Origin of the sequence: Thermococcus henrietii, from assembly GCF_900198835.1 — an archaeon.
In the GTDB taxonomy this organism is placed as follows: domain Archaea; phylum Methanobacteriota_B; class Thermococci; order Thermococcales; family Thermococcaceae; genus Thermococcus; species Thermococcus henrietii.
This window is the reverse complement of record NZ_LT900021.1, coordinates 1599536-1621540: the sequence shown is the minus strand read 5'-3', so window position 1 is coordinate 1621540 and position 22005 is coordinate 1599536. Positions and strand designations below refer to the sequence as shown.

Genomic DNA, 22005 nt, shown 5'->3' with positions numbered 1-22005 from the left:
GTCAGCCCTCCAGACGGCCGAACATCTCCCTGTGCTCCTCGTCGCTTCTCCGCCTGATTTCCTCGAGGATTTTCCTGGCCTTCTCGAGGCTGAGCGAGACGACCTTTGAGACGCCGTTCCTCATGGCAACCCCGATTATCCTGTCGGCGTTGGCCATCATGACGTCACGGTGGGTTATTATAATGAACTGGCTCTCCTGCGATGCCTCTTTAATCAAATCCGCCACGCGCTTGACGTTTGCATCGTCGAGGTGCGCGTCTATCTCGTCGAGGAGGTAGAACGGGGCGGGCTTGTAGCGCTGTATCGCAAAGACGAAGGCCAGAGCGATTATCGCCTTCTCGCCACCGCTCATTGCCTCAATCCTCTTCACGTCCTTACCTGCCGGCTTCGCCTCAATCTCAAGGCCACCCGCGAACGGGTCCTCCGGATTCTCGAGGATTAGCTTGGCCTCTCCTCCCGGCGAGAGCTTGGCGAAGAGCTCCGAGAAGTTCTTCGCTATCGCCTCGAGCGTCTGGAGGAACACCTGCTTTTTCTGGCCCTCTATCTCCTCTATGAACTCCTCTATGCTCTCCTTCTCGGCCAGAACCTGCTCGCGCTTGCTCTTGAGCTCGAGGTAGCGACGCTCGACGACCTCGAAGTCCTCAATGGCCTTCATGTTAACCGGTTCGAGGGCGCGTATCTCCTCCTCCATGCGCTCAATCTCTTCCCTCAAGGCCTCAAGCTCCAGCGGGATTTCCTTTATCGACTTAATCAGCTTCGCGTCGAAGTGCTTGAGCTCGGCCCTCTTCTCCTTGAGCGTCGTTTCGGCCTGCGCGAGCTTTATCTTGAGGGTGTTGGCCTCTATCCTGAGCTCTTGGAGCTTCGAGCTCAGCTCGTCCTTCTCCTTCCTCAGCTCGGCTATCTCCTTCTTCAGCCTCTCGCGCCTCTCGCGGAGCTCCTTCAGTTCGTCCTTCACGTTCTCCTCGGCCTTCTTCAGCTCCTCGAGCTCGGCCTCGAACCTCTTTATCGCTTCCTCGTTCTCCTTTATGTTGGCCTGGAGGGCGTTTATCCTGTTGATTAGGCCCTCGATTTCCTCCTCGAGGTCGGCCTTCCTCGGGAGCAGTTCCTCGTTTATCCTGCTCTCAAGGCTCTCGAGCTTGCTCTCGACCCTGCTGAGCTCCTCCTTGAGTTTCGCAATCTGCCCTTCCACTTCTCTAATCCTCGCGTTCAGCTCCCTCGCCTCGGGGTTGTCGAGGGCCTTCCTGAGCTTCTCCCTCTTCTTCTCGAGCCTTTCAATCCTTCCGCGGAGCTTTGCCATCTCGCCCTTTGCCTCGTCGATTTTCGCGGTGAGGGTCTCTATGAGCTTCTCGCTCTCCTCGATTTCCTCCTTCAGGGACTTGTCCTCTGCAAGAAGTCTCTCAAGGTCGCGCTGGAGAACCTGCAAGTCCTTCGACAGCTCGCTCTTCCTCATGCGGAGCTCGAAGAGAGTATTTTCTATCCCCTTCCTCTCGGCCTTCAGCGAGTTTACCTCCGCCTCAAGTGCCTCCTTCTCGCGCTCAAGCCTCTCCACCTTCGCCTTAATCTCATCAACGTTGACCCCGAGCCTGCCCCGTGGCCTGTAATGACCGCCCGTTATTGCACCGCTCCTCTCGAGCAACTCACCGCCGAGGGTTACCATTCTGACCTTCCCTATGCCGACGCTCCTCGCTTCGTCCATGTCCTCGACGATGAGGGTGTCGCCGAGGGCGTAAGCCACCGCGTTCCTGAAGCGCGGGTCGTAGCTCACGACGTCCATGGCGGGGATCCCGAGGGACGGCCTCTCGCGCATCGAGCGGGGCTTTATCTTGTTGAGCGGGAGGAAGGTTAGCCTTCCGAGCTTCCTCTCCTTGAGGAGTTTTATGGCCCTCTCGGCCACCCTGTCGTCCTCAACGACAACGTTATCGTAGTTCCCTCCGAGGGCCACCTCAACCGCTAGGGCATATCTCCCGTCCTTAACGGTTATCAGCTCGCCGAGCGTGCCGTATAAACCGGGGATGTTGCTCTTCTTAAGGAACTCCACAGCCCTGTTTCCGCGGACTTCCCTCTGGGCTTCGGCCTTTATGAGCTCCTCCTTGGCCTTTGCAAGCTCGGGCTCGAGCTTCCTGAGCTTCTTTGTCTTCTCCTCGAGCTCCTTTTCAAGCTTCCTGAGCCTCGCTTCCACCTTCGAGAGCTTTCCTTCGACTTCAGAGAGCTCGGAGCGCTTCTCCTCAAGGGCCCTCTTGGTTTCCTCAATCCTCTCACGGAGGGCGTTTCTCTTAAGGTTGGCCTGCGTTATCCTCGTTCTGGCCCTCTCGATTTCCTCGGTGAACTTCTCAATCTCGCTCTCCTTCATGTAGAGGCCCTTTTTAGCCTCCTCAAGCTCCTCGACGACCTTGTCAAACTCCTCCCTCGCGAGGGAATAGCGCCTGTCAATCTCGCCGAGCTTCACGACGAGCTCATTCCTGCTTGCCTCGAGCGTCTTTATGTCGGCCAGGAGCTTCTCCCTCCTCTTCGACCAGCGCTTTATCGCGTTCCTGCTCTTTTCTATCTCCTCGCCGATTCTCTTGAGCTCGTCCTTTGCCTTCTTCAGCCTCCGCTGGCTCTCCTCGATTTCCCCCTTGGCGTTCTCGATGTTCCTTCTCGCCATCTCAATCTTCGACTTTACCTCGCTTATTTTTCTCGTAACCTCGAGTATACCGTCCTCGCTCTTCTCCTCAAGTTCCCTCTCGACTTCGGCGAGCTCTTTCTCCTTTGCTACTATCTCCTTGGCGATTTCCTTCAGCTTGGCGTTGAGAGCGTTTACCTCGGCCTCTATCTCCCTGTCCCTCGTGCTCTCGTCCTCAATAATCTTCTCAAGCCTCTTTATCTCGCCGAGGAGGAGAGTGACTCTGGCCCTCTCAACGCGCTCCTTCAGGTCGAGGTAGCGAAGGGCGTCGTTGCGTTCCTTCTCAAGCTTGTCGAGCTGGGCTTTAACTTCCCTTATGAGCAAATCAACGCGCGCGAGGTTTTCTTCAGCCTGCTTGAGCTCCTTCAGGGCCCTCTCCTTCTTGGCGTCGTACTCCGCTATGCCGGAGATGTCGTCTATGATGAGCCTCCTCTCAGTGGGAGACATCTTGATGAACTTCGTTATGTCCCCCTGGAGGACGATGTTGTAGCCCTCAGGCGAAATCATCGCCGCGCTCAGGAGGTCTATTATCTCGCTCCTCGTTGCCCTCTTTCCGTTGAGCCAGTAAGTGCTCCTGCCGTCCTTGTAAACGCGCCTCTTGATTACAACCTCGTCCTCGTCAACAGGAAAACCCCTGTCCTCGTTGTTGAAGTACATCGCAACTTCGGCGTACTTGGCTGGAGGTTCACTCTTCGAGCCCGCGAAGATTAGGTCGCTTATCCTGCTGGCTCGCATTGCCTTGGCGGAGAGCCCGCCGAGAACGAAGAGAACCGCGTCACCGATGTTGCTCTTTCCAGAACCGTTGGCCCCAACGATTGCAGTAAAACCCTTTGCGAGCGGAACGACGACCTTTTTGTTACCGTAGGATTTGAAGCCCTTCATTTCTATCTTCTCAATGTAAGGCATAGCTCACACCTAAGTGGAGAAGGGGAAAGGATGATATATAAACCTCACTCAACGATTCTCTTCAGCATTGCGAGGACCCGCTCATCAATGCCATCGCTGACGGTAACGTAGAAGTTTGAGTTGGAAAGAAGGGTCATGTCCCTAAGCTTTCCTACGAAGCGGAGGGTCCTCTCAAGCCCGTTTTCGAGCAGGAGGTATTCAAAGGCATCGAGGATTACGTTCCTGGCGCCTTTGGAAAGGGAGTCCCAGACCCTCTGCTCTATGACGTAGAGGTTTGTGGGTTCAACCGCTTGAGGGTGCCTAACCCGGGTGACCCAGATGTGAATAACGTTCGAATCGGAAACCTCTCCAGGCATCTTTCTTGTTATTAGTACCTTCTCATCCGGGATTGACCTTAACACCGTGGAAAGCCGGCGGTAGTCGAGAACCGTTTGAAGTCCGCCCCTACTTTTACCCTTCAGGAACATGGGGCATCACTTCTCGATGTACATTGGAACTCATAGGAACATTAAAGTAAATCTGATGGCACTTCTGATAATCTCCTTATAAATGTTACTGGTGGCCCCAATAACAACATTATATGATAGTGCAAAAGAAAAAAGACGCTCTCAAGTCATCAGGGGATTTTATCCTCTCCTCTCGCAGAGTTCGAGAAGCACACCGGTTACGGCCTTCGGGTGGACGAAGGCTATCTTAGCCCCGCCGGCTCCAATCCTCGGCTCCTCGTCTATAAGCCTGTAGCCCTTCTCCTTGAGCTCCTTGAGGTGCTCCTCGATGTCCGTAACGCCGAGGGCTATGTGGTGTATTCCCTCACCGCGCTTGGCTATGAACTTCGCTATCGGCGAGTCCTCGGCGGTCGGCTCGAGGAGTTCAATCCTGCTCTCTCCGATGTGGATTATCGCGGTTCTAACCTTCTGGTCCGGCACTTCCTCGATTTCCTCAACTTTCAAGCCGAGGCCCTCCCAGACCTTTACCGCCTCCTCAAGGTTCTTAACGGCTATACCAACGTGGTCTATCTTCTTGAACATGCAATCACCTCCAGAGGTCCTCCTTAAGCTTCTCCATCACGATTTGAGAGGCCGAATAGGGGTCGAGCTTCCTCTCAACAACCTCCTCGATGAGCTCTTTCGCTTCGCCCTTCGCGAGCCTCTCCTCCACCTTGCTCGCTATCGTCGAGGCGATAATCGTCTTCACTTCCTCCCTCGCGCGGAAGGCCCTCCTCTCCCTTAACCTTCCGCTCTCCTCCATGTGCTTTCTGTGCCTCTTTATCGCCTCCCAGAGGGGTCTGACGCCCTTGAGGGTGAAAGCTGTGGTCTCGACTATCGGAGGCTCCCAGCCGATTTGCCTCCACTTGTCCCTCTCGAACTCGAGGGCCATCTTGAGCTCGAGGTACACCATCTCCGTCCCTTCCCTGTCTGCCTTGTTGATGGCGAAGATGTCTGCCACTTCCATGAGTCCTGCCTTGATGGCCTGAACCTCGTCGCCGAGTCCCGGAACGGTTACGAGAACGACCGTATCGGCCGTTTTCACGATATCAACCTCAATCTGCCCGACTCCAACGGTCTCGACGAATATCAGGTCGTAGCCTGAGGCGTCCAGAACCTTAACCGCGTCGTTAGTAGCTTTCGCCAGACCGCCGAGGGAACCGCGCGTCGCCATGCTCCTGATGAAGACGCCTGGGTCGGTCGAGTGCCTCTGCATCCTCAGCCTGTCGCCGAGCAGTGCACCCCCCGTGAATGGCGACGTCGGGTCAATGGCTATGACTCCAACCTTGTGTCCCTCGTTCCTGGCGAGCTTGATGAGCTTGTCGAGAAGGGTTGACTTTCCAGAACCGGGCGGACCCGTTATGCCGACGACGTAGGCCCTTCCCGTGTGGGGGTAAATCCTCCGTATTATCTCCCTTGCCTTTTCCTCGTCGTTTTCAACGAGGGTTATGAGCCTTGCTATGGCCTTCTTATCGCCCGATAGTGCCGACTGAATGAGGGGCTCGAGCGTCATTTTCATCACTGGAGAAATTATCCAGAGGGAGAATATAAAGTTAAGCCTTGAAGCGCTTGAGGTTCTCGACGGCCCTGTCAACGAACTCTATCACCGTTCTCAGGGGCGTTCCCGGGCCAAAGACCTCCGCGACGCCCATCTTCTTCAGCTCCTCCGCGTCGTCGGGCGGGATTATTCCGCCGGCGAAGATTACGATGTCCTCGTTCGGCTTTATGCCCCTCTCCTCAAGGAGCTTGATAATCTTCGGAATAAGGACCATGTGCGCGCCGGAGAGGATGCTTATCCCAAGGACTGCGGCATCTTCCTGAATAACCGTCTCGACTATCTGCTCCGGTGTCTGCCTGATTCCCGTGTAGATGACTTCATAGCCAGCTTCCTTCAGGGCCCTCGCCACAACCTTGGCTCCCCTGTCGTGACCGTCAAGACCGGGCTTCGCTATGACGACGCGAACCTTTGAGCGCTCGACCATTGACACCACCGGCTAAGGTTTCTTTCTTGTCGTATTTAAAGGTTGTCAAAACTCAAGGTTTAGCTTTACGTTGGATTTTTTGTCCACAAGCTTTTTTAAAGCCCCAGAATAGCCCTGAACATGATTCACGATTCGCACACCCACACGCTCCACTCTGACGGCCTTGGGGAGGTCTTCGAGAACATCGCGGAGGCCGAGCGGAAGGGTCTATCTCTCGTCGCGATAACGGACCACAGCCACTACCTCCTGCGGGGTAACTTCAACGCTTACCTGAGCGAGATAAGGCGCTGGGGCGAGGATAGCGAGATAACGGTTCTGGCCGGAATCGAGGGCAACATAACTCCCAACGGCGTTGACGTGCCTGACTGGATGGCTAAAAAGCTCGACTTCGTGATAGCGAGCGTTCACGAGTGGGTTGACCGGCCGGAGCAGTACGTCGAGCTCGTCAGGATTGCCCTTCTCGACGAGAACGTCGATGTAATAGGTCACTTCGGGGCGAGCTTCCCATACATTGGCTATCCCTCATGGGAGGACCTCCTTGAACTCATCGCCCTCGCCGAGGAAAGGGGAAAGGCCTTTGAGATAAGCTCCCGCTACCGCGTTCCAGATTTGGAGTTTGTGAGGGAGTGCATAAAGAGGGGCGTTAAGCTGACCTTCGCCAGCGACGCCCACAGGCCGGAGAAGGTTGGAAACGTCGGTTGGAGCGTGGCGGTCTTCCGAAAAGCCGGCGGAAAGCTTGAGGATTTGCTCTTTGCCACCTACCTGTGATTCCGGCCGATGAGGAGAGCCCAGCGGACCGATTGGTGAGGGTGCGGGGGAGGATTCCGAGGCCGTGCACAAGGGTTTAAAGATGAAAGTGAGACCCCGCGAAAAGTACGGAGGGTTTATTTTCATGCCTGCTTGGGGAAGGTGTTTAAACTCGAAACGCGCCCGAAGGGCGCTAATGAAGGAAACACGCTCGAGAACGGTGAGTTTGGGAGCAAACTCATCTGAAAATGAACCCTTTAAAAAAGCATGCTTCACTTTGATGAAACTTTTCACAAGAAAAGTTTCTCCGCCAGCGCTGAAGCTTTTGGAAAAAGCTTCACCAAAAGCTCGTAGCTCTCGCTCAAAGGCTCAAAGGAAGAAGATTTTACTGAGAAAATCGGGCTTTCTAGGAGAGAACTGGCCAAAATAGCCCTTTGAAAGGGTTTACTCTCTTTTGACGCCCTCCGGGCGTCGGTTTAAAGTTAAAACCCTTCACACCAAGAAGCAGCGTCATAAGTTCTCCCACTCAAAACTGCCAACTGACGAGAAAAATCCCTCAAAAGTTAACTCTGAAAAAGGAGCTACCGACCTTGGTCAAACTTCGCGCAGGCGAAGTTTGTGGTTGTGCCCCCGGGGAGCGAAGGGGACTCACGGCTCGCCGAGGCGCTCATCCCCCGCGGTTTCCCGGGGGCGACTTAAGTTGAGGACTTCCTGCTTAAATCGTTAGCGGTTCACTATCGAGCTGACACCGGAGGCGGCAAGGATGAGGACCTCGAACGTCCTGTATGCTTCCTCAACGTTCTTCGCCTCAAAGCGGACGGTCTTTCCGTCGAGCCTCTCGACGAAGGGCAACAGCTCGGCGACTTCCGCGTAGGCGCTGTTGAGGAAGCGGAGCTTGACCTCGACCGGCCTCTCGGTTTCCAGTGGCTTAACCTCACCGCGCTCGACGCGCCTGAAGGCCTCAAGGGTTCCTTCGCGGAGGAGCTTCTTTATCCCCTCCATTCCGGGGCTCACTGCCGAATACCTGCCGAGGCTCTCCTTCAGGGGAACGCCGACCGCCCAGGGGAGGTGAGTCTTCACGTCCGTTTCTATCAGCGCTTTGTCTCCGGCGACCATCGCAACCGGAACGTTCCACTCGCCGAGCAGGTATGCGTTGAGAAGCGTCTCGCTGACCTCAACGCCGTTTATCTCAAGCCTGTCCACGGTCGCACTGCTGTAAGTATGGTCAAAGGTTGCCCCGCCGGTTCCGGCCTTGGCGTGGTAGCCGAGGAAGATTGCGAAGTCCGAGCCCTTCGCCCCGGCGACCATGCTCAGGGGTCTCGGAAAGCCCCGGACGAGCCTGACGTAGTCCGGCGTTTCTTCAACGAGGATGTTCACCATCGGGCCGTGGCTGTCCGCTATGACAACCTCATCAACTTCGAGCTCGTGGTGGAGCGTCTCGGCGACGACCCTTACAACCTCGGTCGCTATCTTCCTCGCTTCTGCGTAGAGCGCACCCTTTACGAATAGGTGCTCCCTGCTGACAATATGAGGTAGCCCTTCAAGGTCGAGAGAAATGAATGCCCTCATGGCAATCACCAGAGAAGTGTAGAAGCGCTGAGATAAAAATCTAACGGACCTTCGATAACTGCCGGGAATATTTTTGACAAAGGTCGATAATCCCCGCTCATGAAAAAGGTTTTATAGGACTTTATTCAAAGAATAAAGCGGTGATGGGCATGCAAATCCTTGAAGTTAACATGAGACTCCCCTACCGCGAGAGGGGAAACGTTTTGGGTCGTCTCCTTTCCAAGGTCTCTGGCAGGATTAGGGATATACACTTCCTTCCGCCCGACGCTACGGGCATGTCTGAGGTTAGGATGGAACTCGTTGGTGGTAAGGAGCTCATTCAGGAGTTCAGAAAAATTGTAAAGGACGGAAGGCTCTCGTTCAAGGTGCTTTCCGAAGCCTGATTCTTTTTACATTGCGCTCAGCGCCACCCAGACAAGGAACATTGTCCCTATGACGTCGCTGAGCGTCGTAACGACTGGAATCGCCACGTTGTCCGGGTCCCAGTTGTACTTATCTGCCAGTATCGCTACGACGAGACCTATCAACATGGCCACCAAGATTACAACTGGAAAGCCCAAGACAAAGTTCCAGAGGATTCTCGCGGGCCGGTGGATGTAGTGAACCACCACCCACATTGATATGAGGTTTGTGAGGTAGCCTATTATTGGTGCAAGAATTAAGAGGACTACGAAGTCGTAGAGCGTTTCCCTGCTCTTGACGGCCTCCACACCCTCAAGGTGGATTTTTGTTGAAACCCTTGCCGCTATTATCGAGCCGAAGTTGCCCATGCTGTCGTTCACGCTCGGCCACATGACGCTGACGATGATTACCGCGTTGATGATTTTCTCGTAAGTGACGAGTAGGCCTCCTGTTACGGTTTCTATGAGTGCCATGGCTCCAATGACTGCCGCAAGCTCCCCAAAAGCTCGCTTGTGTTCGTGCCTGAATTTGGCTTTTAGAGCAAGCAATACGAGGATTCCAAGCATCGTAAAGGCCAAGATGTAGAACGGAATCGGATGGTGGAGATAGAGCAGGGCAAAGTAGACCATCGTTGGCATCGTTATAAGGTCCGCAAGCGAACTTATCAGCGGTGCGGCTATCAGGTCCGGGTCGTAACCTCTTTTAAATGGGATTATCGTTATCGCCGCCGTACCGTAGCCGAGGATAACCCCTATGAAGATTGCAGACGCGATAACCATGAGGAGCACTATAACGTTCTGAATGAAGTTATGTATCAGAAACAGGCCGACGACCCAGAGAACTATCAGGGGAATCTTACTGCTGAGTATCGCCATAACTATCTGAGTAGTTACCTCGGGGTCTCGGATGCTCTCTATGAGACCGAGGTTGAGCTTGGTCGTGAAGCGGGACGCGAGGGCAGAGAAGATGTTGCCCCTCAGGTCCATGAGGCCGGGCATGATGAAGACCAGAATCGGGAAGTAGCTCATTATCGTGTTCCAGTTCTTACCAAGAACAGCGCCACCTACGAAGTCAAATATCAGGCACAGGAACAGGGCTGGGAACGACAGGAGAAACGCTTCCTTCAGTTTTCCTTTGAACGTGTGTGCGTGGCCTACTGCCATCTGCGCCACACTCATCTTCCTCACCCCTCATCGCTTTCACCTCCAGTCCTCTCATCTCTCCTTAACCTCCGCTGAGCTGTATTCTTGTCAGAAACCAGCTCGGCGGTTTTAGGCTGGCCGAAGGGATATAAAAAAGTTTTGGTAGGGGTACAGAAAACGCAACTCACCCTTTGATTCCCGAGTTGAGCTCTTCCAGCTTTGCCTTGGCGCCTTCGATGGAGCCGGCCTTTTCTATCGCCGTCCCTGTGACAATGATGTCGGCCCCGGCTTCAACTGCTCTCCTCGCCTGCTCCCCGGTCCTTATGCCACCGCCGACGATGAGGGGAACGTCTATGACCTTCCTAACGAGGGCAATCATCTCCGGCGGAACCGGTTGCGGCGCGCCGCTACCCGCTTCGAGGTAAACAAGGCGCATGCCGAGGTACTGGCCGGCCAAAGCGTAAGCGGCGGCAATCTTCGGCTTGTGCCTCGGTATCGGCTTCGCATCCCCAACCCAGCCGACCGTTTCACCGGGCTCGACTATCAGGTAAGCCATCGGAATCGGTTCTATTCCGTAGCGCTTGACGGTGAAGGCTCCCAAAGCTTGAGAGCCGGTTATGAAGAAGGGGTTCCTCGAGTTGAGGAGGCTCATGAAGAATATCGCGTCGGCGTACCTGCTTATCCCGCCGTGCGAGCCGGGAAAGAGGATTACCGGTAAACTGGAGGCTTCCTTTATCGCCTTAACGACGTTGTCGAGAACGTCCCCCTCGGCCCCGGTCGAGCCCCCGACCATTATCGCATCAACGCCAATGCTCTCGCTCATCTCCGCTATCTTTCCGGCAGTTTCCGGCGAAACGTCGTCCGGGTCGAGTAGAACGAAGTGGAGCTTCTCCTTCTCCAGCTTCTCGTGAATGTAGCGCTCGACTTTGCCTATTTCGAGCATGTTCACACCTCCTGAAAATTAACCAATCATCATCGTGAACGTTATGAAATCAGACCCTCTTTCGTCCCCTGACATCTTCGAGCACTTCCTCGACGTTTGCATTAACGGGAATTCCCTCAATCTCCTCAAGTAAGTCCCATATCGTCTCGCCGACGATTACCTTGACCTTCGCCCCCTTTGGGAGGTTTACCTTTCTCAGGGGCCTGAAAGTCTCGCCGTCGTAGACGGCCTCGATGACTGTCATATCATCACCATGTTTTCCCTATATCGTCTTCGCTTTTAACGATTTTCCAGCCCAGTCCGAGCTTATCGAGGATTCCCCTCAGGGCTTCGTCCGGCTCGTCCTCAAAGCGGTAGAGGTTCGTGCTCACCCTGACGTCGCCGGCCCCAAAGCCCGGAACCGGCTCTCCAAACTTGGAAACCTCGCGTGAGAGGTCCTCCTCGAGTTTCACTCCGCTCAGAATAAGGTACGCCCTGAGAAGCTCGGCCTCTTTGAGGAGGTAATCAATGTGCCAGTGTAGCCTCTTCTCCCGCCGGAAGTGCCTCGCGACGCGCTTTTCGAGGGAGTTCATCGCCGAACCGACGTAAACGTAGTAACCAGGTTTGAGCTCGAAGGCTTTCCCCTTCGTGCGAATCCTCTTCTCTTCCTCGAGCCTGATGACGAGGAAGTACGAGCCCTTCATGCTCTCTCCTTCGGGGTGGGGTTTATAAGCCCACTGCCGTAACCCAATCGGTGTGCCTATGGACGGCAAGAAGAAGAAACCAGTTGATGACTTCGCGTGGCAGGAATACGATAAGGAGGAGTTCGAGAGGAAGTTTCCGGCCCTCGCGAAGGAGCTTGAGGGAGGTGGGGTTCCGATAGAGGCCTTCAGGGCCGACGAAGAAGAGGGCGAGAGGGAGGCCGAGCCGAGGAGCTTTGCCGGCTACGAGCCGACGGTCATAGACTTCCTCCGGAGATGCGAGACCGACGAAGAGGCTTTGGAGATAATCAACTGGATGGAGAGCAGGGGCGAGATAACGCCCGAGATTGCGAAAGAGCTGAGGATAACGCTCGCCAAGAAGGGAGTGAGGGCCTTCGGGCCGAAAAAGGAGTGGGGCTGGTACGAGAGGCACGGGAGGGGGTGAGTTGAGAACATTCATAATCAAGGCCAACAAGGCCAGAACGAGCCCTGACTTCAAGCTGAGCGATTTACCCGGCACGAGCGGGAGGATAGACGTCCTCTGCAGATTTTTGAACTCCGCTTTTCTGCTCTCGCACGGCTTCCGGAAAAATGTCCGCGTCTGGCTCCTCCTCTACGGTCCGCCGAACCCGCCGAAGGCCATACGCTTTGAGGGGCCCCATCTTAAAGTCCGCCTCAACCCCGACGAGAGAAGCACGGCGAAGCTCATAATGAATGCGCTCAAGGCCGGGGAAGGACTGAAGGAGCCCGGGAAGGAGGTTGAGGTTTACCCCGGCCTCTACGTGAGCAACAGAACCTTTGAGGACGTCATCAGGCTGACGCTCAAGAACTCAAGGCTCTACTACCTCCACGAGGAGGGAAAGCCGATAGAAACGGTTTCTTTCAGAGGAAACGTCGCCTTTGTCCTCGGCGACCACGAGGGGCTGAGCCGGGAGGACGAGGCATTCTTGGAGGGAATAGCGGAAAAGGTGAGCGTCGGGAAAAAGAGTTACCTCGCTTCCCACGTCGTTGCCTACGTCAACATCTTCCTCGACTCTATAGCTCTTCCCTGAGCTTGAGCGAGGTGTGCTCCTGCTTGAGCTCCTCAATCCTCTCGATTAGCTCGTCGCTGAGCTTCTTGAGGTTGAGGGCAACCTCCTCGATGGCCTTAATCTTCTCCTCCAGTTCCCTCTCGCGCTCCTCCACTTCCTCCATCGCCTTCGCAAGCTTCTCCTCTTCACCCTTCCGGTAAACCTCAATCCTGAGCGAGTCGTAGTCCCAGACTATCGAGCCGTCCTTGATTTTGAACTCGACGGTAATCCTCACGACGTCCTCCTTCGAGACGTTGAGCCTCTGGAACTCCTCGAAAATCTTCTGGTTGAGCTCGGCCGAGGCGCGTATAATCTCCTTTGGCTCGACCTTCTTTCTGGCGAGAGCGAACAGAACGCGCCTTACCTTGTGGGCGTAACCGCTCGCGCGGACGTAGCCTGTGCTCAGCTTCACGGCCATCACCAAAAGTTTATTCAACTCGTGTGCATAAATGTTTAATGGTGGTGCGCGGTGAACATTCTGATTTTCGGCCCTCCCGGAAGCGGAAAGAGCACGCACTCCCACAGGATAGTGGAGCGCTACGGTCTGACGTATATTTCTTCGGGCGACCTGATAAGGCGCGAAATAGAGCGCGGAACGCCGATAGGGAAGGAGATGGAGGCTTATCTAAGCAGGGGTGAGCTGATTCCAGACACGATTGTGAACACGCTCATAATCTCCAAGCTGAGGCGCCAGAGGGAGAACTTCATCCTTGACGGCTATCCGAGGACCCCAGAGCAGGTCTTGGCCCTTGAGAGCTACCTATACGACCACGGGATAAGGCTTGCCCTTGCCCTTGAGATTTTCATAGACCTCGAAACCAGCGTCGAGAGGATAAGCGGGAGGAGAATCTGCCCGAACTGTGGCGCGGTTTACCACGTCAAGCACAACCCGCCCAAAAAGCCCGGAATATGCGACGTCTGTGGCTCTGAGCTGATTCAGAGGAGGGACGACAGGCGCGAGGTCGTGGAGCGGAGGTACAGAATCTACACGAAGAACATGGAGCCGATAATAAAGTTCTACCGCAACAAGGGGATATACGTGAGGGTTGACGGCGATGGAAGCGTTGAGGAGGTGTGGAAGAGAATCCACCCGTTGCTCGACTACATCAGGGCGAGGGAGACTTACCTAAGGCCTCCATGAGCTTTCTGATTTCCTCATCCTTGGTGAGCATTTCAATCTCTTTCTCTATCTCCCTGGCCCTTCTCATCACCTGGGCAATGTTCCTGTCGCTCGGGTCAAGAACCTTAACTTGGATTGACAGGTCCTCAGGGAGGAGCGTTCTCGCGTAAACCCTGGCCTTGGTTTCAACGGCTTCACGCAGGGTTTCTTTCTCGGCTTCGCTCTTTTTTTCGGTGAGCCTAAGAACGACTGAAACAATCTTCGGGGTGACTAAGTCCGTGGTCACGGTTATTGATGAGAGGGAAACCCCCCAATCCTTTAAAGTTATCATTAAACCGCGGCCAAGCCGCCTGAGTGCGTCCTCCAGCTCGGGAGGCCCGCTGATTACGAGCTTGACCTCTCCCCTTTTGTGCGCTCTAGGAACTTCCTCCCTAACTTTCAGTGATTCGAGGGCAAAGGCAACCCCATAGAGCTTTCCAAAGGATGAGTTGGCTTCCTGGATGAGCTTCTCAACGATTCCCTGGATAACGGTTTCCATATCAACTATTCCCGCGAGGCTGTGCTGGACAACCTCCACTTCGAAGCTCAGAAAGAGAACCCTTCCTTCAGGTCTGATTTTAGCGTCAATCCTCTCAACGCTCGCACCGAGTGGTTCAACTGCCTCAACTATCCTCGATGCAAACAGCTTATCAACGATTGAGTAATATTCTCCGGGCTCCACGTTCAGCACTTTCTCGCCACCTTAGAATAGTAAGTGGAAATCGCTTTAAGGGTTTCCATCCATTAACCTTAGGTGTGTCTAATGAGGGTGAGGTTCTACGCTACGTTTCGCGAACTCATTGGAAAGAAGGAGGTTGAGGTTCGTGGGGTCAGAACTGTTAGGGAGCTCATAGATTACCTTGCCGAACACTACAGCCCCGAGATTAAAAAGGAGCTCCTTGAGAGCCCGCGCGTTGGGCCGAACAAGCCGATAGACGGCATGATTCTCGTGAATGGCCACAACGTCCTCCACCTGAAAGGCCTCGACACCGAGCTTAGGGAGGACGACGAGGTGCACATCTTCCCGCCGGCGGGTGGTGGCTGATGGCCGTCGCGGAGCTTTGCGTCTTTCCCCTCGGAACTGGAAACCCGAGCGTCGGCGAGTATCTGAAGCCCGTCCTCAGGGTAATCGAGGAGAGCGGGCTCAAATACCAGCTCTGCCCGATGGGGACGGTCGTTGAGGGCTCGATAGACGAAATCCTTGAGCTGGTGAAGAAGTGTCACGAGGCGATTTTGAAGGCTGGAGCGGAGCGCGTAGTTATAAGCCTGAGGATAGACGACAGGACCGACAAGGAACTCACCATCGAGGGCAAGGTGAAGCTCTGATGGAGTACTTCGACAGAATAGCGAACCGCTACGATGATTGGTACAGGACGAAGACCGGCCGGTACGTTGACAGAATCGAGAAGTGGCTCGTCTTCTCTATACTCCGGACGAAATCCGGCAGGGCTTTGGACCTCGGTTGTGGAACCGGCAACTACACGCTCGAGCTCAAAAGGCGGGGCTTCGACGTAATTGGCCTCGACGCGAGTGAGGAGATGCTCAAAATAGCACGCTCGAAGGGTCTCGACTGCGTTAAAGGAGACGCCTACTCGCTCCCATTTCCAGATGGGAGTTTAGACCTCGTGCTGAGCGTTACCATGTTTGAGTTCATCCACGAGCCGGAGAAGGTTCTCGCCGAAATCCACCGCGTTTTAAAGCCTGGGGGAGAGGTTCTAATCGGAACGATGAACGGGAGAAGCCTCTGGTTCCTGTTCAAACGACTGAAGAGCCTCTTCGTTGAAACCGCCTACCGCTACGCCCGCTTTTACACGCCAAAGGAGCTCGAGGAGCTTCTCAGAAAGGCCGGCTTCACCAACGTCGAGAGCGCTGGGGTGATATTCCTCCCCTCGTTCTGGCCGTTCCCCGGCCTTGCGGAGAAAGTGGATAAAAAATGTTACAAAAAATGCAAAAACTTCGCCGCTTTCATATTGGTTAGAGGGGAGAAAGCTCAGCTCCCCTCCCAGAGGACGTAGGTCTTCTCTGTGATGAATATCGGCTCGATTCTCTCGCTGACGATGACGACCTTGTCGCCGTACTTCTTCTTGAGCTCGTTTATGTACTTGGTGAACAGGTCCGCCGGAACGCTCACCCTTCCGGTTATTACGTTGTCGCCCTTCTTGACGCTCTTCAGGGTTTCAACTGGAATGTAGCCGACGATGTCCATGTGCGGCTCAAGGTAGAAGTTGGGCTTGTATATGTCCGTCCCGTTGGGGGCTACGTAGTAGTAGAGCATCCCCCTGAGGGTGAACTCGACGTTGGTGTAGCTCTTGTCGAAGGCCTCGGTGAGCCTGATGGTTCCACTCTGGCCGGGGGCGATGACCCAACTTGGGTTCGCGAGCTTTCCGTTCACGTAAACCGGGCCGTTTGTAACCCCCACCGGGCCGTCCTGAATGAGGAGGAAGCGGTACTTGGTAGCCTTCGGAACGTAGAGGTGTATCTCAACGGGCGTCTCGTTGAGGTGGTTGATGTAGACGTTCCTGGCCACGACCTTTCTCTCGATGAGCTTGGTCCCGTTGTATGCCTCAAAGATTATCGTTCCGTTCTTAACATCCCTGCCGAAGGCCGAAATCCAGAGCCTGAGCGTCTGGTTGCCCGTTGGAAGCTTTCCTCCTCCCGTGGTGCTGTAGAACGGCTCCCACGTTCCGTTCTGGAGGAAGTCCATCCTGTATATCGCGAAGGGCGTGAACTCGTAGACCATCACCGCGGGGTCGTAGACTCCCTCTCTCCGGAGGTAGCCGTTGTAGCCAGTGTAGACGAGTTTGAAGTTGGCGAAGAGCTTCTGGGCGTCCCACTCCTTAACTGAGAACGTTAGATGGAGCGCGAGCCTAACGTAGTTGCTGAACGCAATCTTTTTGTAGGCGAGGATTCCGATGGGATAAATCTTGTTGTTCGCGGTCTTGTATGGAACGACGTAGAGAACGTAGGGGGCGGTTGTACCCGTGGCCTTGTAAACTTTACCGTTCACCATGTCTATGGTCATGACGGGCTTTATGTACTGGTTGTTTCCAAGGTTAACGTAGACGGTGTTGTTCTGGATTATGATGCTCGTATACGGGACGTAGCCGAACATCGCGGTTCCTTCACCGTGGCTTATCGCACCGCCGAGGTAGGCAATCGCGTTGAACTTTCCAAAGTCGCTCTGGCCGTCGAAGGGGTCGAGGAAAGTTATGACGTACTTGTCTTCCCAAGCCTCGAGGTCCACCTCGCCGGCGTTGTCGCTGTGGGAGAAGAACTTGGCTATTATGTACCTCCTGTCGTATGCGTGACCACCGTCGCTGACCGCCCTCCTATGACTTAGGAGACTCGACTCTTCCCAGTAGCCGTAGTCCCACCAGCTCAGAACCGTTGCGTAGGGACTGCTGTGGTCCCTGAGCCAGAACAGCGCATCGGTCCACGCTTCCGGAACGCTACCCGGCATTGAGGGGTTAATTCTGGAATACGCCTGCATCATGTTCTTCTGCTGGCTGTCCGCGTAGCTGGCCCCCACGTAGGGCAGCGGCAGGAAGAGCAGTATGAGGAAAACCGCGTAGAGCGCCTTCGTGCTTGCCTTCTCCTTCATGTTTTCGACGAAGACGAAGGCGAAACCTATTGCGACACCAGCGAGAATCGCAACGGGGGCAGATGCCTGGAACGTGAAACGTATCGCCCCGTGGAGTAGGTACATGACCGCGAGGTAGTACGTCAGTATGAAGAACTCCTTGTAGACTGTGTAGTCCCTTTCCGTGAACTTCTTGAGCATCTTTCCAATCATCACGGCGAGACCGCCTAAGGAGAGCACGAAGATTAGGCCGTCCTTAGACTTTACGCTGAAGAACGAGGCAAGCTGTTTGAGGCTGGCGGCCTGGAGCTCTGCAACGGTCTGGTAGAGGGGAGTAGAGCGCGTTGCCTGACCGAGGAACCGGAGGAGGTCCCTTCCAAAGTACGCGTAGAACGCCAGGAATCCAAGGATTAGGATTCCAACGACGGTTCCAAGGCGGTGCTTCTTGTCGGAGTAGTTCAGGCCGAAGCGTTTTCCGTAGAGCATCACCGCTATGAGGACGCCGAGGGCAACGTAGAGCTCAATGGCAAAGACGAGGAAGCCACCGATTCCGACGAACCTGAGGTGAGCCATTACGTATCCTATGATGAGGGACGCTCCCAGTACGGGGTAGAGCTCCTTAACGAAGCGCCTGAGCTTTTCCATCTCCCCCAGTGTGAAGAGGGTCACCATGGTCAGGCCCGCCGTGGTCAGGAGGACCATTATGCCCAGCTGGCTTCCGTTCCAGACGCCCATGTAAATCGGGCTGAGAACCAGGAAGCCAATGAGTCCGGCTATCTTCTTCCAGTTCCAGGCCTTTTCGTCAAGGTAAACGAGCAGGAAGTAGACGGCGAAGAGGAAGAACATCATGAACGGCCCTTCACCACGGTTGTTTCCGGACATGGTTTTCGTTATGTTGGCGCTCATGAACATTATCAGCGCCGCTCCCCAGAAGCCCGCCCAGTTCGAGTGGAGCTTCCTGCCGACGAGGAAGACCGCTATAACTATCATCGCACCGACGAACGGCGGCCAAACCTTGAAGGCGTGGAGCTCGCTCCAGCCGAAGAGTGCGTGGGTTACCTTGTAGAACAGCGCCTGCATGGTGTAGAGGCCGAGGTAGCCTCCGGCTTTTATGCCCATTGGAGGCTCGGCGTAGGCATAGTACTTTGGAATCCAGTGTGCTATGGCCTGGCGGTACATCTCAAAGTGGAAGAACGTATCCGGGTCGAGGAACGTCTTGTAGCTCGATGTGACTGCCCTTATCTTGTAGCCGACGTACGCGAAGAGCAGTACAATCAGGGGTATTGCGTACTCTCGGAAATAGACGTAAAACTTGGATAGCTCGGGCTTTGAGCCCTTCCGCTTCCTCTTTTCTTTAACGTCCGTCTTCATTCACACCACCTCATTCAACCGTAACGGATTTGGCGAGGTTCCTCGGCTTGTCGGGGTCGTTGCCCCTCAGCACGGCAAGGTGATAAGCCAAGAGCTGGAGCGGGACGATGTAGGGAATCGGGGTCAGGATTTCATCAAGGTCTGGCATCCTTATGAAAGTGTCCGAGACCTCCCCCAGCCTCTCAGAGGAGCCAAGGGCTATGACGTGGGCGCCCCTCGCCTTCGCCTCCTCGATGTTGCCCAGCATCTTGTCGAATGTCCTCCCTTTCGGCGCTATCGCAACGACCGGAACGCCGTCTTCAATTAGGGCCAAAGGGCCGTGCTTGAGCTCGCCGGCGCTCAGTCCCTCGGCGTGGATGTAGCTTATCTCTTTGAGCTTTAGGGCACCTTCAAGGGCCGTCGGAACGCCTATGCCCCTGCCTATGTAGAAGAAGTTCGGCTTGTCTTTCAGCTCCTCTGCCAGCTCCCTGAGCGGTTCGCTGAGGTTTAGAATGCCTTCAACAAGGTCAGGAACCTTTCTGAGGGAATCCTCAAGCTTTTCAAGGTACTCTCCATCGGCCGTTCCGAGGGTTCTGGCCAGTTCGATGGCGAGCATCGTGAGAACCGCGAGCTGTGTCGTGTAGGTCTTCGTCGCCGCGACGCCTATTTCCGGCCCTGCGTGGGTGTAGAGCGTTAAATCGGCTATTCTCGTCGCCATACTGCCGACCACGTTGACTATGGCCAGAACTTTCGCCCCCTTCCTCTTCGCGAGCTTCATCGCCGCGAGTGTGTCGGCAGTCTCACCGCTCTGGGTTATCGCTATGACGAGGGAGTTCTCGTCGATTACGTCCTCGAACTCATAGCGGAACTCGCTCGCATCTTCGACTATCGGAACCTTCTTCGCGAGCCTCTGGAAGAGGTACTTGGCGGTGAGGGCCGCGTGGTAGGAGGTCCCCATCGCTACGATGAAGATTTTCTCGTAGTCAGATATCTCCCTCGTAACGTCGCGGATTACCTTCGCGTTCCCGTGGATTGCGTCCCTCAGAACCCTCGGCTGTTCGAATATCTCCTTGAGCATGAAGTGTGGAAAACCGGCCTTCTCGGCCATCTCGAGCGTCCAGTCTATCGTCTTGACCTCCTTCTTGACTTCCCTACCGGTTTCGAGCCTCTTTACAACCCAGGAATCCTTCGTAACGACCGCGTACTCCATGTCGTCGAGGAAGACAACCCTGTTGGTGTACTCGAGGAAGGCCGGGACGTCGCTCGCCGCGAACATCTCTCCCTCACCGATTCCGAGCACGAGGGGGCTCTCGTTCCTGACGAAGTAGAGTCTGTCCGGTTCCTCCGTGTAGACGATTCCGAGGGCAAACGAACCCTTAAGCTTAAGGAGGGCCTTTCGGAGGGCTTCCTCAAAGTTCTCGCTCGATTTCAGCTCCTCCTCTATGAGGTGGGCGATGACTTCAGTGTCGGTGTCGCTCTCAAATGTGTGACCTTTCTCGACCAGCTCCTTCTTCAGCTCTGCGAAGTTCTCGATTATGCCGTTGTGAACGAGGGCTATCTTCCCGGTGCAGTCCTTCTGGGGGTGAGCGTTAATATCGTTCGGAACCCCGTGGGTCGCCCAGCGGGTGTGGCCAACGCCACGCTTCCCGGGCATGTCGAGTAGGTTGAGCCTTTCAACGACATCATCAACGCTTCCGACGCCCTTCTTGATGTACAGCTTCCCGTTTTCCTCCGTTACAACTCCAACCGAATCGTAACCGCGGTATTCGAGCCTCTTGAGCCCCTTGACGATTACCTCGCAGGCCCGTCGCTCGCCGATGTAGCCGATGATTCCGCACATGGCAACCACCCGCCTTTACTCTTTCCCCTGATAAACCCCGGAAGTTAAAAGCTTTCCTAAGAAGGTTGAACCAAGGAAAAAGCCTTTATACGACGGCTTCAACCTTCACCGGGTGGGCGAATGAACAGGAGGCTCGACGAGTTCCTTGGCTCCGCCAGGTCGAAAACGAAAACCGAAGAGAAGCCGAAAAAGAAAAAGAAGCGCCTTAAATCAATGAGCCTTGAGGCTTTTCTGCCCGAGGAGCACGTCAACTACTTCAAACAACTCAGGATAGGCTCGAAGAAGATTAGAAACGCGAGGATAGAAGAGCTATAGCGCCTCTGCTACAACCGCTTTCTCCCCGACCTTGAAGACGAAAGCCCTCCTATCGCCCTTCAGCCCGGCCTCTATCTTCCGCCTTATCCTCCAGTACTCCTCCTGCGGGACGCTCATCTTCAGCGTCGCCCTTCCGAAGCCCTCCCTCTTCAGGAGGTCGTTAATCCTGACCGGATGGAAGGGCAGGACGGCAACGACTGAGTAGGTCCTCTTGAGGTAGGGACTCTTAATCGGCTCGTCGCCCGTAGCCAGAACGCGCCTCTTCTCGCGGAGAAGCATCTTCGCGTTCCCTCTGAGAACGTGGAACAGCTCGTTGAGCAAATCAGCGTAGTCCACAGCCTGTGGAATCTCGTAGAGGTACTGACCGGGCTTTTCAGTCCACTCGACGATGTTCTCAAGGTTTGGGTCGCTCTCGAGTCTGACTCCCGCCGGAAGGATTACGGCGCTCCTCTCCGCTCTGGCGAGCGGTTCGGTGTAGAAGGTCAGCCTGTTCAGGTGGCCGTGTAAATCGATGTACTCGAACTCGCCCTTCCAAGGAACCCTCTCGCGCCTCATCTGGGGGGGCAAATCGAATATGAAGGCGTCAGTCTTAGCTTTGTAGGCCTCGTGGATTGCCAGCGGGCTTGGGAGCAGGTCTTCAAGCCTTCTCTCGGGCATCTCCGGCGGTCTGGCCGGGTCCGAGAAGATTACCTCCGCATCGACTCTCTCGATAGTTTCGGGCGTGAGTGAATCGGCGTTTATGAATTCGATGTTATCCACGCCGTAGCGCTCGGCGTTCCTCCGGGCGAACTCTATCTTGAGAGGGTCTATATCGATTCCATAGGCTTTCTCGACCTTCATCGCATAGAAGATGAGCTGGATTCCGATTCCGCAGGAGACGTCGGCGATGCTCCTGACCCCGAGCTCTTTCAGGCGCTCGGCGCGGTACTTCGCCACAACCTCGTGGGTGGCGTAGCGAAGGCCTTCAAGGTCCATCCACAGGTCGTCGCGCGAAAACTTGTCTTTAGCCCTAATCCTTGCCCTCGCTATCTCAGCTATCAGCTCCCAGTCCTTTCCGAGCCTCGTGCGGAGCTTCTTCTCGTCGAAACCGCGCTTTATGAGCTCCATTGCCTCCCTGACTTTTTCCTCTGTGATTCCTTCGAGCATGTTCTCGCCTAAGGAGAGAGGCTTAAA

At 55.1% G+C, this 22005-nt stretch carries 25 protein-coding genes; 10 read left to right on the top strand and 15 right to left on the bottom strand.

Annotated elements, in window-relative coordinates:
- Position 1: 1 nt before the first annotated feature.
- The 5 genes from smc to CS910_RS08805 all read right to left on the bottom strand — a co-directional run bounded on the left by smc (position 2) and on the right by CS910_RS08805 (position 6035).
- Positions 2-3568 (bottom strand): chromosome segregation protein SMC, encoded by a 3567-nt coding sequence (smc, locus tag CS910_RS08825; RefSeq protein WP_099211271.1) that lies wholly within the window; start codon positions 3566-3568, stop codon positions 2-4.
- A 44-nt stretch (positions 3569-3612) separates the two neighbouring features.
- Complete coding sequence (locus CS910_RS08820; RefSeq protein ID WP_099211269.1) at positions 3613-4035, bottom strand: DUF835 domain-containing protein; 423 nt, start codon at positions 4033-4035, stop codon at positions 3613-3615.
- 159 nt (positions 4036-4194) lie between these two features.
- On the bottom strand, positions 4195-4596 hold the full coding sequence (mce, locus tag CS910_RS08815) for a methylmalonyl-CoA epimerase (protein WP_099211267.1): 402 nt from the start codon (positions 4594-4596) through the stop codon (positions 4195-4197).
- A gap of 4 nt (positions 4597-4600) precedes the next feature.
- Positions 4601-5566, bottom strand: coding sequence for a methylmalonyl Co-A mutase-associated GTPase MeaB (gene meaB, locus CS910_RS08810; RefSeq protein ID WP_099211265.1), 966 nt, complete (start codon positions 5564-5566; stop codon positions 4601-4603).
- A gap of 40 nt (positions 5567-5606) precedes the next feature.
- Positions 5607-6035, bottom strand: coding sequence for a cobalamin B12-binding domain-containing protein (locus tag CS910_RS08805; RefSeq protein ID WP_042690502.1), 429 nt, complete (start codon positions 6033-6035; stop codon positions 5607-5609).
- Between the two features lie 120 nt (positions 6036-6155).
- Between CS910_RS08805 and CS910_RS08800 the strand changes: the two genes are divergently transcribed.
- The gene (locus CS910_RS08800; protein ID WP_099211263.1) at positions 6156-6803 is read left to right on the top strand and encodes a PHP domain-containing protein; all 648 of its coding nucleotides are present in this window, start codon (positions 6156-6158) and stop codon (positions 6801-6803) included.
- Between the two features lie 175 nt (positions 6804-6978).
- Complete coding sequence (locus tag CS910_RS11835; RefSeq protein ID WP_145955402.1) at positions 6979-7212, top strand: hypothetical protein; 234 nt, start codon at positions 6979-6981, stop codon at positions 7210-7212.
- A gap of 293 nt (positions 7213-7505) precedes the next feature.
- Here the strand turns inward: CS910_RS11835 and CS910_RS08795 are convergent, their stop codons facing one another.
- The gene (locus CS910_RS08795) at positions 7506-8351 is read right to left on the bottom strand and encodes a M55 family metallopeptidase (RefSeq protein WP_099211261.1); all 846 of its coding nucleotides are present in this window, start codon (positions 8349-8351) and stop codon (positions 7506-7508) included.
- Between the two features lie 143 nt (positions 8352-8494).
- Here CS910_RS08795 and CS910_RS08790 point away from each other — a divergent pair, with 143 nt between their 5' ends.
- Positions 8495-8734, top strand: a complete 240-nt coding sequence (locus CS910_RS08790) for a hypothetical protein (RefSeq protein WP_317450603.1) — start codon at positions 8495-8497, stop codon at positions 8732-8734.
- Positions 8735-8740: 6 nt separating this feature from the next.
- Here the strand turns inward: CS910_RS08790 and CS910_RS08785 are convergent, their stop codons facing one another.
- The 4 genes from CS910_RS08785 to CS910_RS08770 form a co-directional block, all read right to left on the bottom strand.
- A complete protein-coding gene (locus CS910_RS08785; protein WP_099211257.1) occupies positions 8741-9931 on the bottom strand; it encodes a magnesium transporter in 1191 nt (396 codons plus the stop codon).
- A gap of 148 nt (positions 9932-10079) precedes the next feature.
- Complete coding sequence (locus CS910_RS08780; RefSeq protein ID WP_099211255.1) at positions 10080-10838, bottom strand: geranylgeranylglyceryl/heptaprenylglyceryl phosphate synthase; 759 nt, start codon at positions 10836-10838, stop codon at positions 10080-10082.
- A gap of 49 nt (positions 10839-10887) precedes the next feature.
- Positions 10888-11082, bottom strand: a complete 195-nt coding sequence (locus CS910_RS08775; RefSeq protein ID WP_099211253.1) for an antitoxin family protein — start codon at positions 11080-11082, stop codon at positions 10888-10890.
- Positions 11083-11086: 4 nt separating this feature from the next.
- Entirely contained in the window at positions 11087-11521 is a 435-nt protein-coding gene (locus CS910_RS08770; protein ID WP_099211251.1) for a GIY-YIG nuclease family protein, read from the bottom strand.
- 58 nt (positions 11522-11579) lie between these two features.
- Between CS910_RS08770 and CS910_RS08765 the strand changes: the two genes are divergently transcribed.
- Positions 11580-11963, top strand: coding sequence for a DUF2095 family protein (locus CS910_RS08765; RefSeq protein ID WP_099211250.1), 384 nt, complete (start codon positions 11580-11582; stop codon positions 11961-11963).
- Between the two features lies 1 nt (position 11964).
- Entirely contained in the window at positions 11965-12570 is a 606-nt protein-coding gene (gene trmY, locus CS910_RS08760) for a tRNA (pseudouridine(54)-N(1))-methyltransferase TrmY (RefSeq protein WP_099211248.1), read from the top strand.
- Here trmY and CS910_RS08755 read toward each other — a convergent pair.
- A complete protein-coding gene (locus CS910_RS08755; RefSeq protein ID WP_173866244.1) occupies positions 12554-13006 on the bottom strand; it encodes a single- stranded DNA-binding family protein in 453 nt (150 codons plus the stop codon). The genes trmY and CS910_RS08755 overlap by 17 nt on opposite strands.
- 51 nt (positions 13007-13057) lie before the next feature.
- On the opposite strand from CS910_RS08755, the gene CS910_RS08750 reads away from it, so the two are divergent.
- Entirely contained in the window at positions 13058-13729 is a 672-nt protein-coding gene (locus CS910_RS08750; RefSeq protein ID WP_099211244.1) for an adenylate kinase, read from the top strand.
- Here the strand turns inward: CS910_RS08750 and CS910_RS08745 are convergent.
- Positions 13695-14438, bottom strand: coding sequence for a hypothetical protein (locus CS910_RS08745; RefSeq protein ID WP_099211242.1), 744 nt, complete (start codon positions 14436-14438; stop codon positions 13695-13697). The genes CS910_RS08750 and CS910_RS08745 overlap by 35 nt on opposite strands.
- 72 nt (positions 14439-14510) lie before the next feature.
- Here CS910_RS08745 and CS910_RS08740 point away from each other — a divergent pair, with 72 nt between their 5' ends.
- From CS910_RS08740 to CS910_RS08730, 3 genes are read left to right on the top strand one after another with little or no spacing between them, the layout of a single operon-like run.
- Complete coding sequence (locus tag CS910_RS08740; RefSeq protein WP_099211240.1) at positions 14511-14792, top strand: ubiquitin-like small modifier protein 1; 282 nt, start codon at positions 14511-14513, stop codon at positions 14790-14792.
- Entirely contained in the window at positions 14792-15073 is a 282-nt protein-coding gene (locus CS910_RS08735; protein ID WP_099211238.1) for an MTH1187 family thiamine-binding protein, read from the top strand. Before CS910_RS08740 ends, CS910_RS08735 begins: the two co-directional genes overlap by 1 nt.
- Positions 15073-15762 (top strand): class I SAM-dependent methyltransferase, encoded by a 690-nt coding sequence (locus tag CS910_RS08730; RefSeq protein ID WP_099211236.1) that lies wholly within the window; start codon positions 15073-15075, stop codon positions 15760-15762. The genes CS910_RS08735 and CS910_RS08730 overlap by 1 nt, the downstream gene beginning before the upstream one ends.
- On the opposite strand, the gene CS910_RS08725 is transcribed toward CS910_RS08730, so the two are convergent.
- Positions 15738-18698 (bottom strand): STT3 domain-containing protein, encoded by a 2961-nt coding sequence (locus CS910_RS08725; RefSeq protein ID WP_099211234.1) that lies wholly within the window; start codon positions 18696-18698, stop codon positions 15738-15740. The two genes, CS910_RS08730 and CS910_RS08725, sit on opposite strands and share 25 nt — an antisense overlap.
- A gap of 10 nt (positions 18699-18708) precedes the next feature.
- On the bottom strand, positions 18709-20517 hold the full coding sequence (glmS, locus tag CS910_RS08720) for a glutamine--fructose-6-phosphate transaminase (isomerizing) (RefSeq protein ID WP_099211232.1): 1809 nt from the start codon (positions 20515-20517) through the stop codon (positions 18709-18711).
- Positions 20518-20637: 120 nt separating this feature from the next.
- Here glmS and CS910_RS08715 point away from each other — a divergent pair, with 120 nt between their 5' ends.
- On the top strand, positions 20638-20832 hold the full coding sequence (locus tag CS910_RS08715; protein ID WP_099211230.1) for a PCNA-inhibitor: 195 nt from the start codon (positions 20638-20640) through the stop codon (positions 20830-20832).
- Here the strand turns inward: CS910_RS08715 and CS910_RS08710 are convergent.
- Positions 20827-21978 carry a methyltransferase domain-containing protein gene (locus CS910_RS08710; protein ID WP_099211228.1) on the bottom strand — a complete coding sequence of 384 codons (1152 nt, stop codon included), beginning with the start codon at positions 21976-21978 and terminating at the stop codon, positions 20827-20829. The two genes, CS910_RS08715 and CS910_RS08710, sit on opposite strands and share 6 nt — an antisense overlap.
- Positions 21979-22005: the final 27 nt, after the last annotated feature.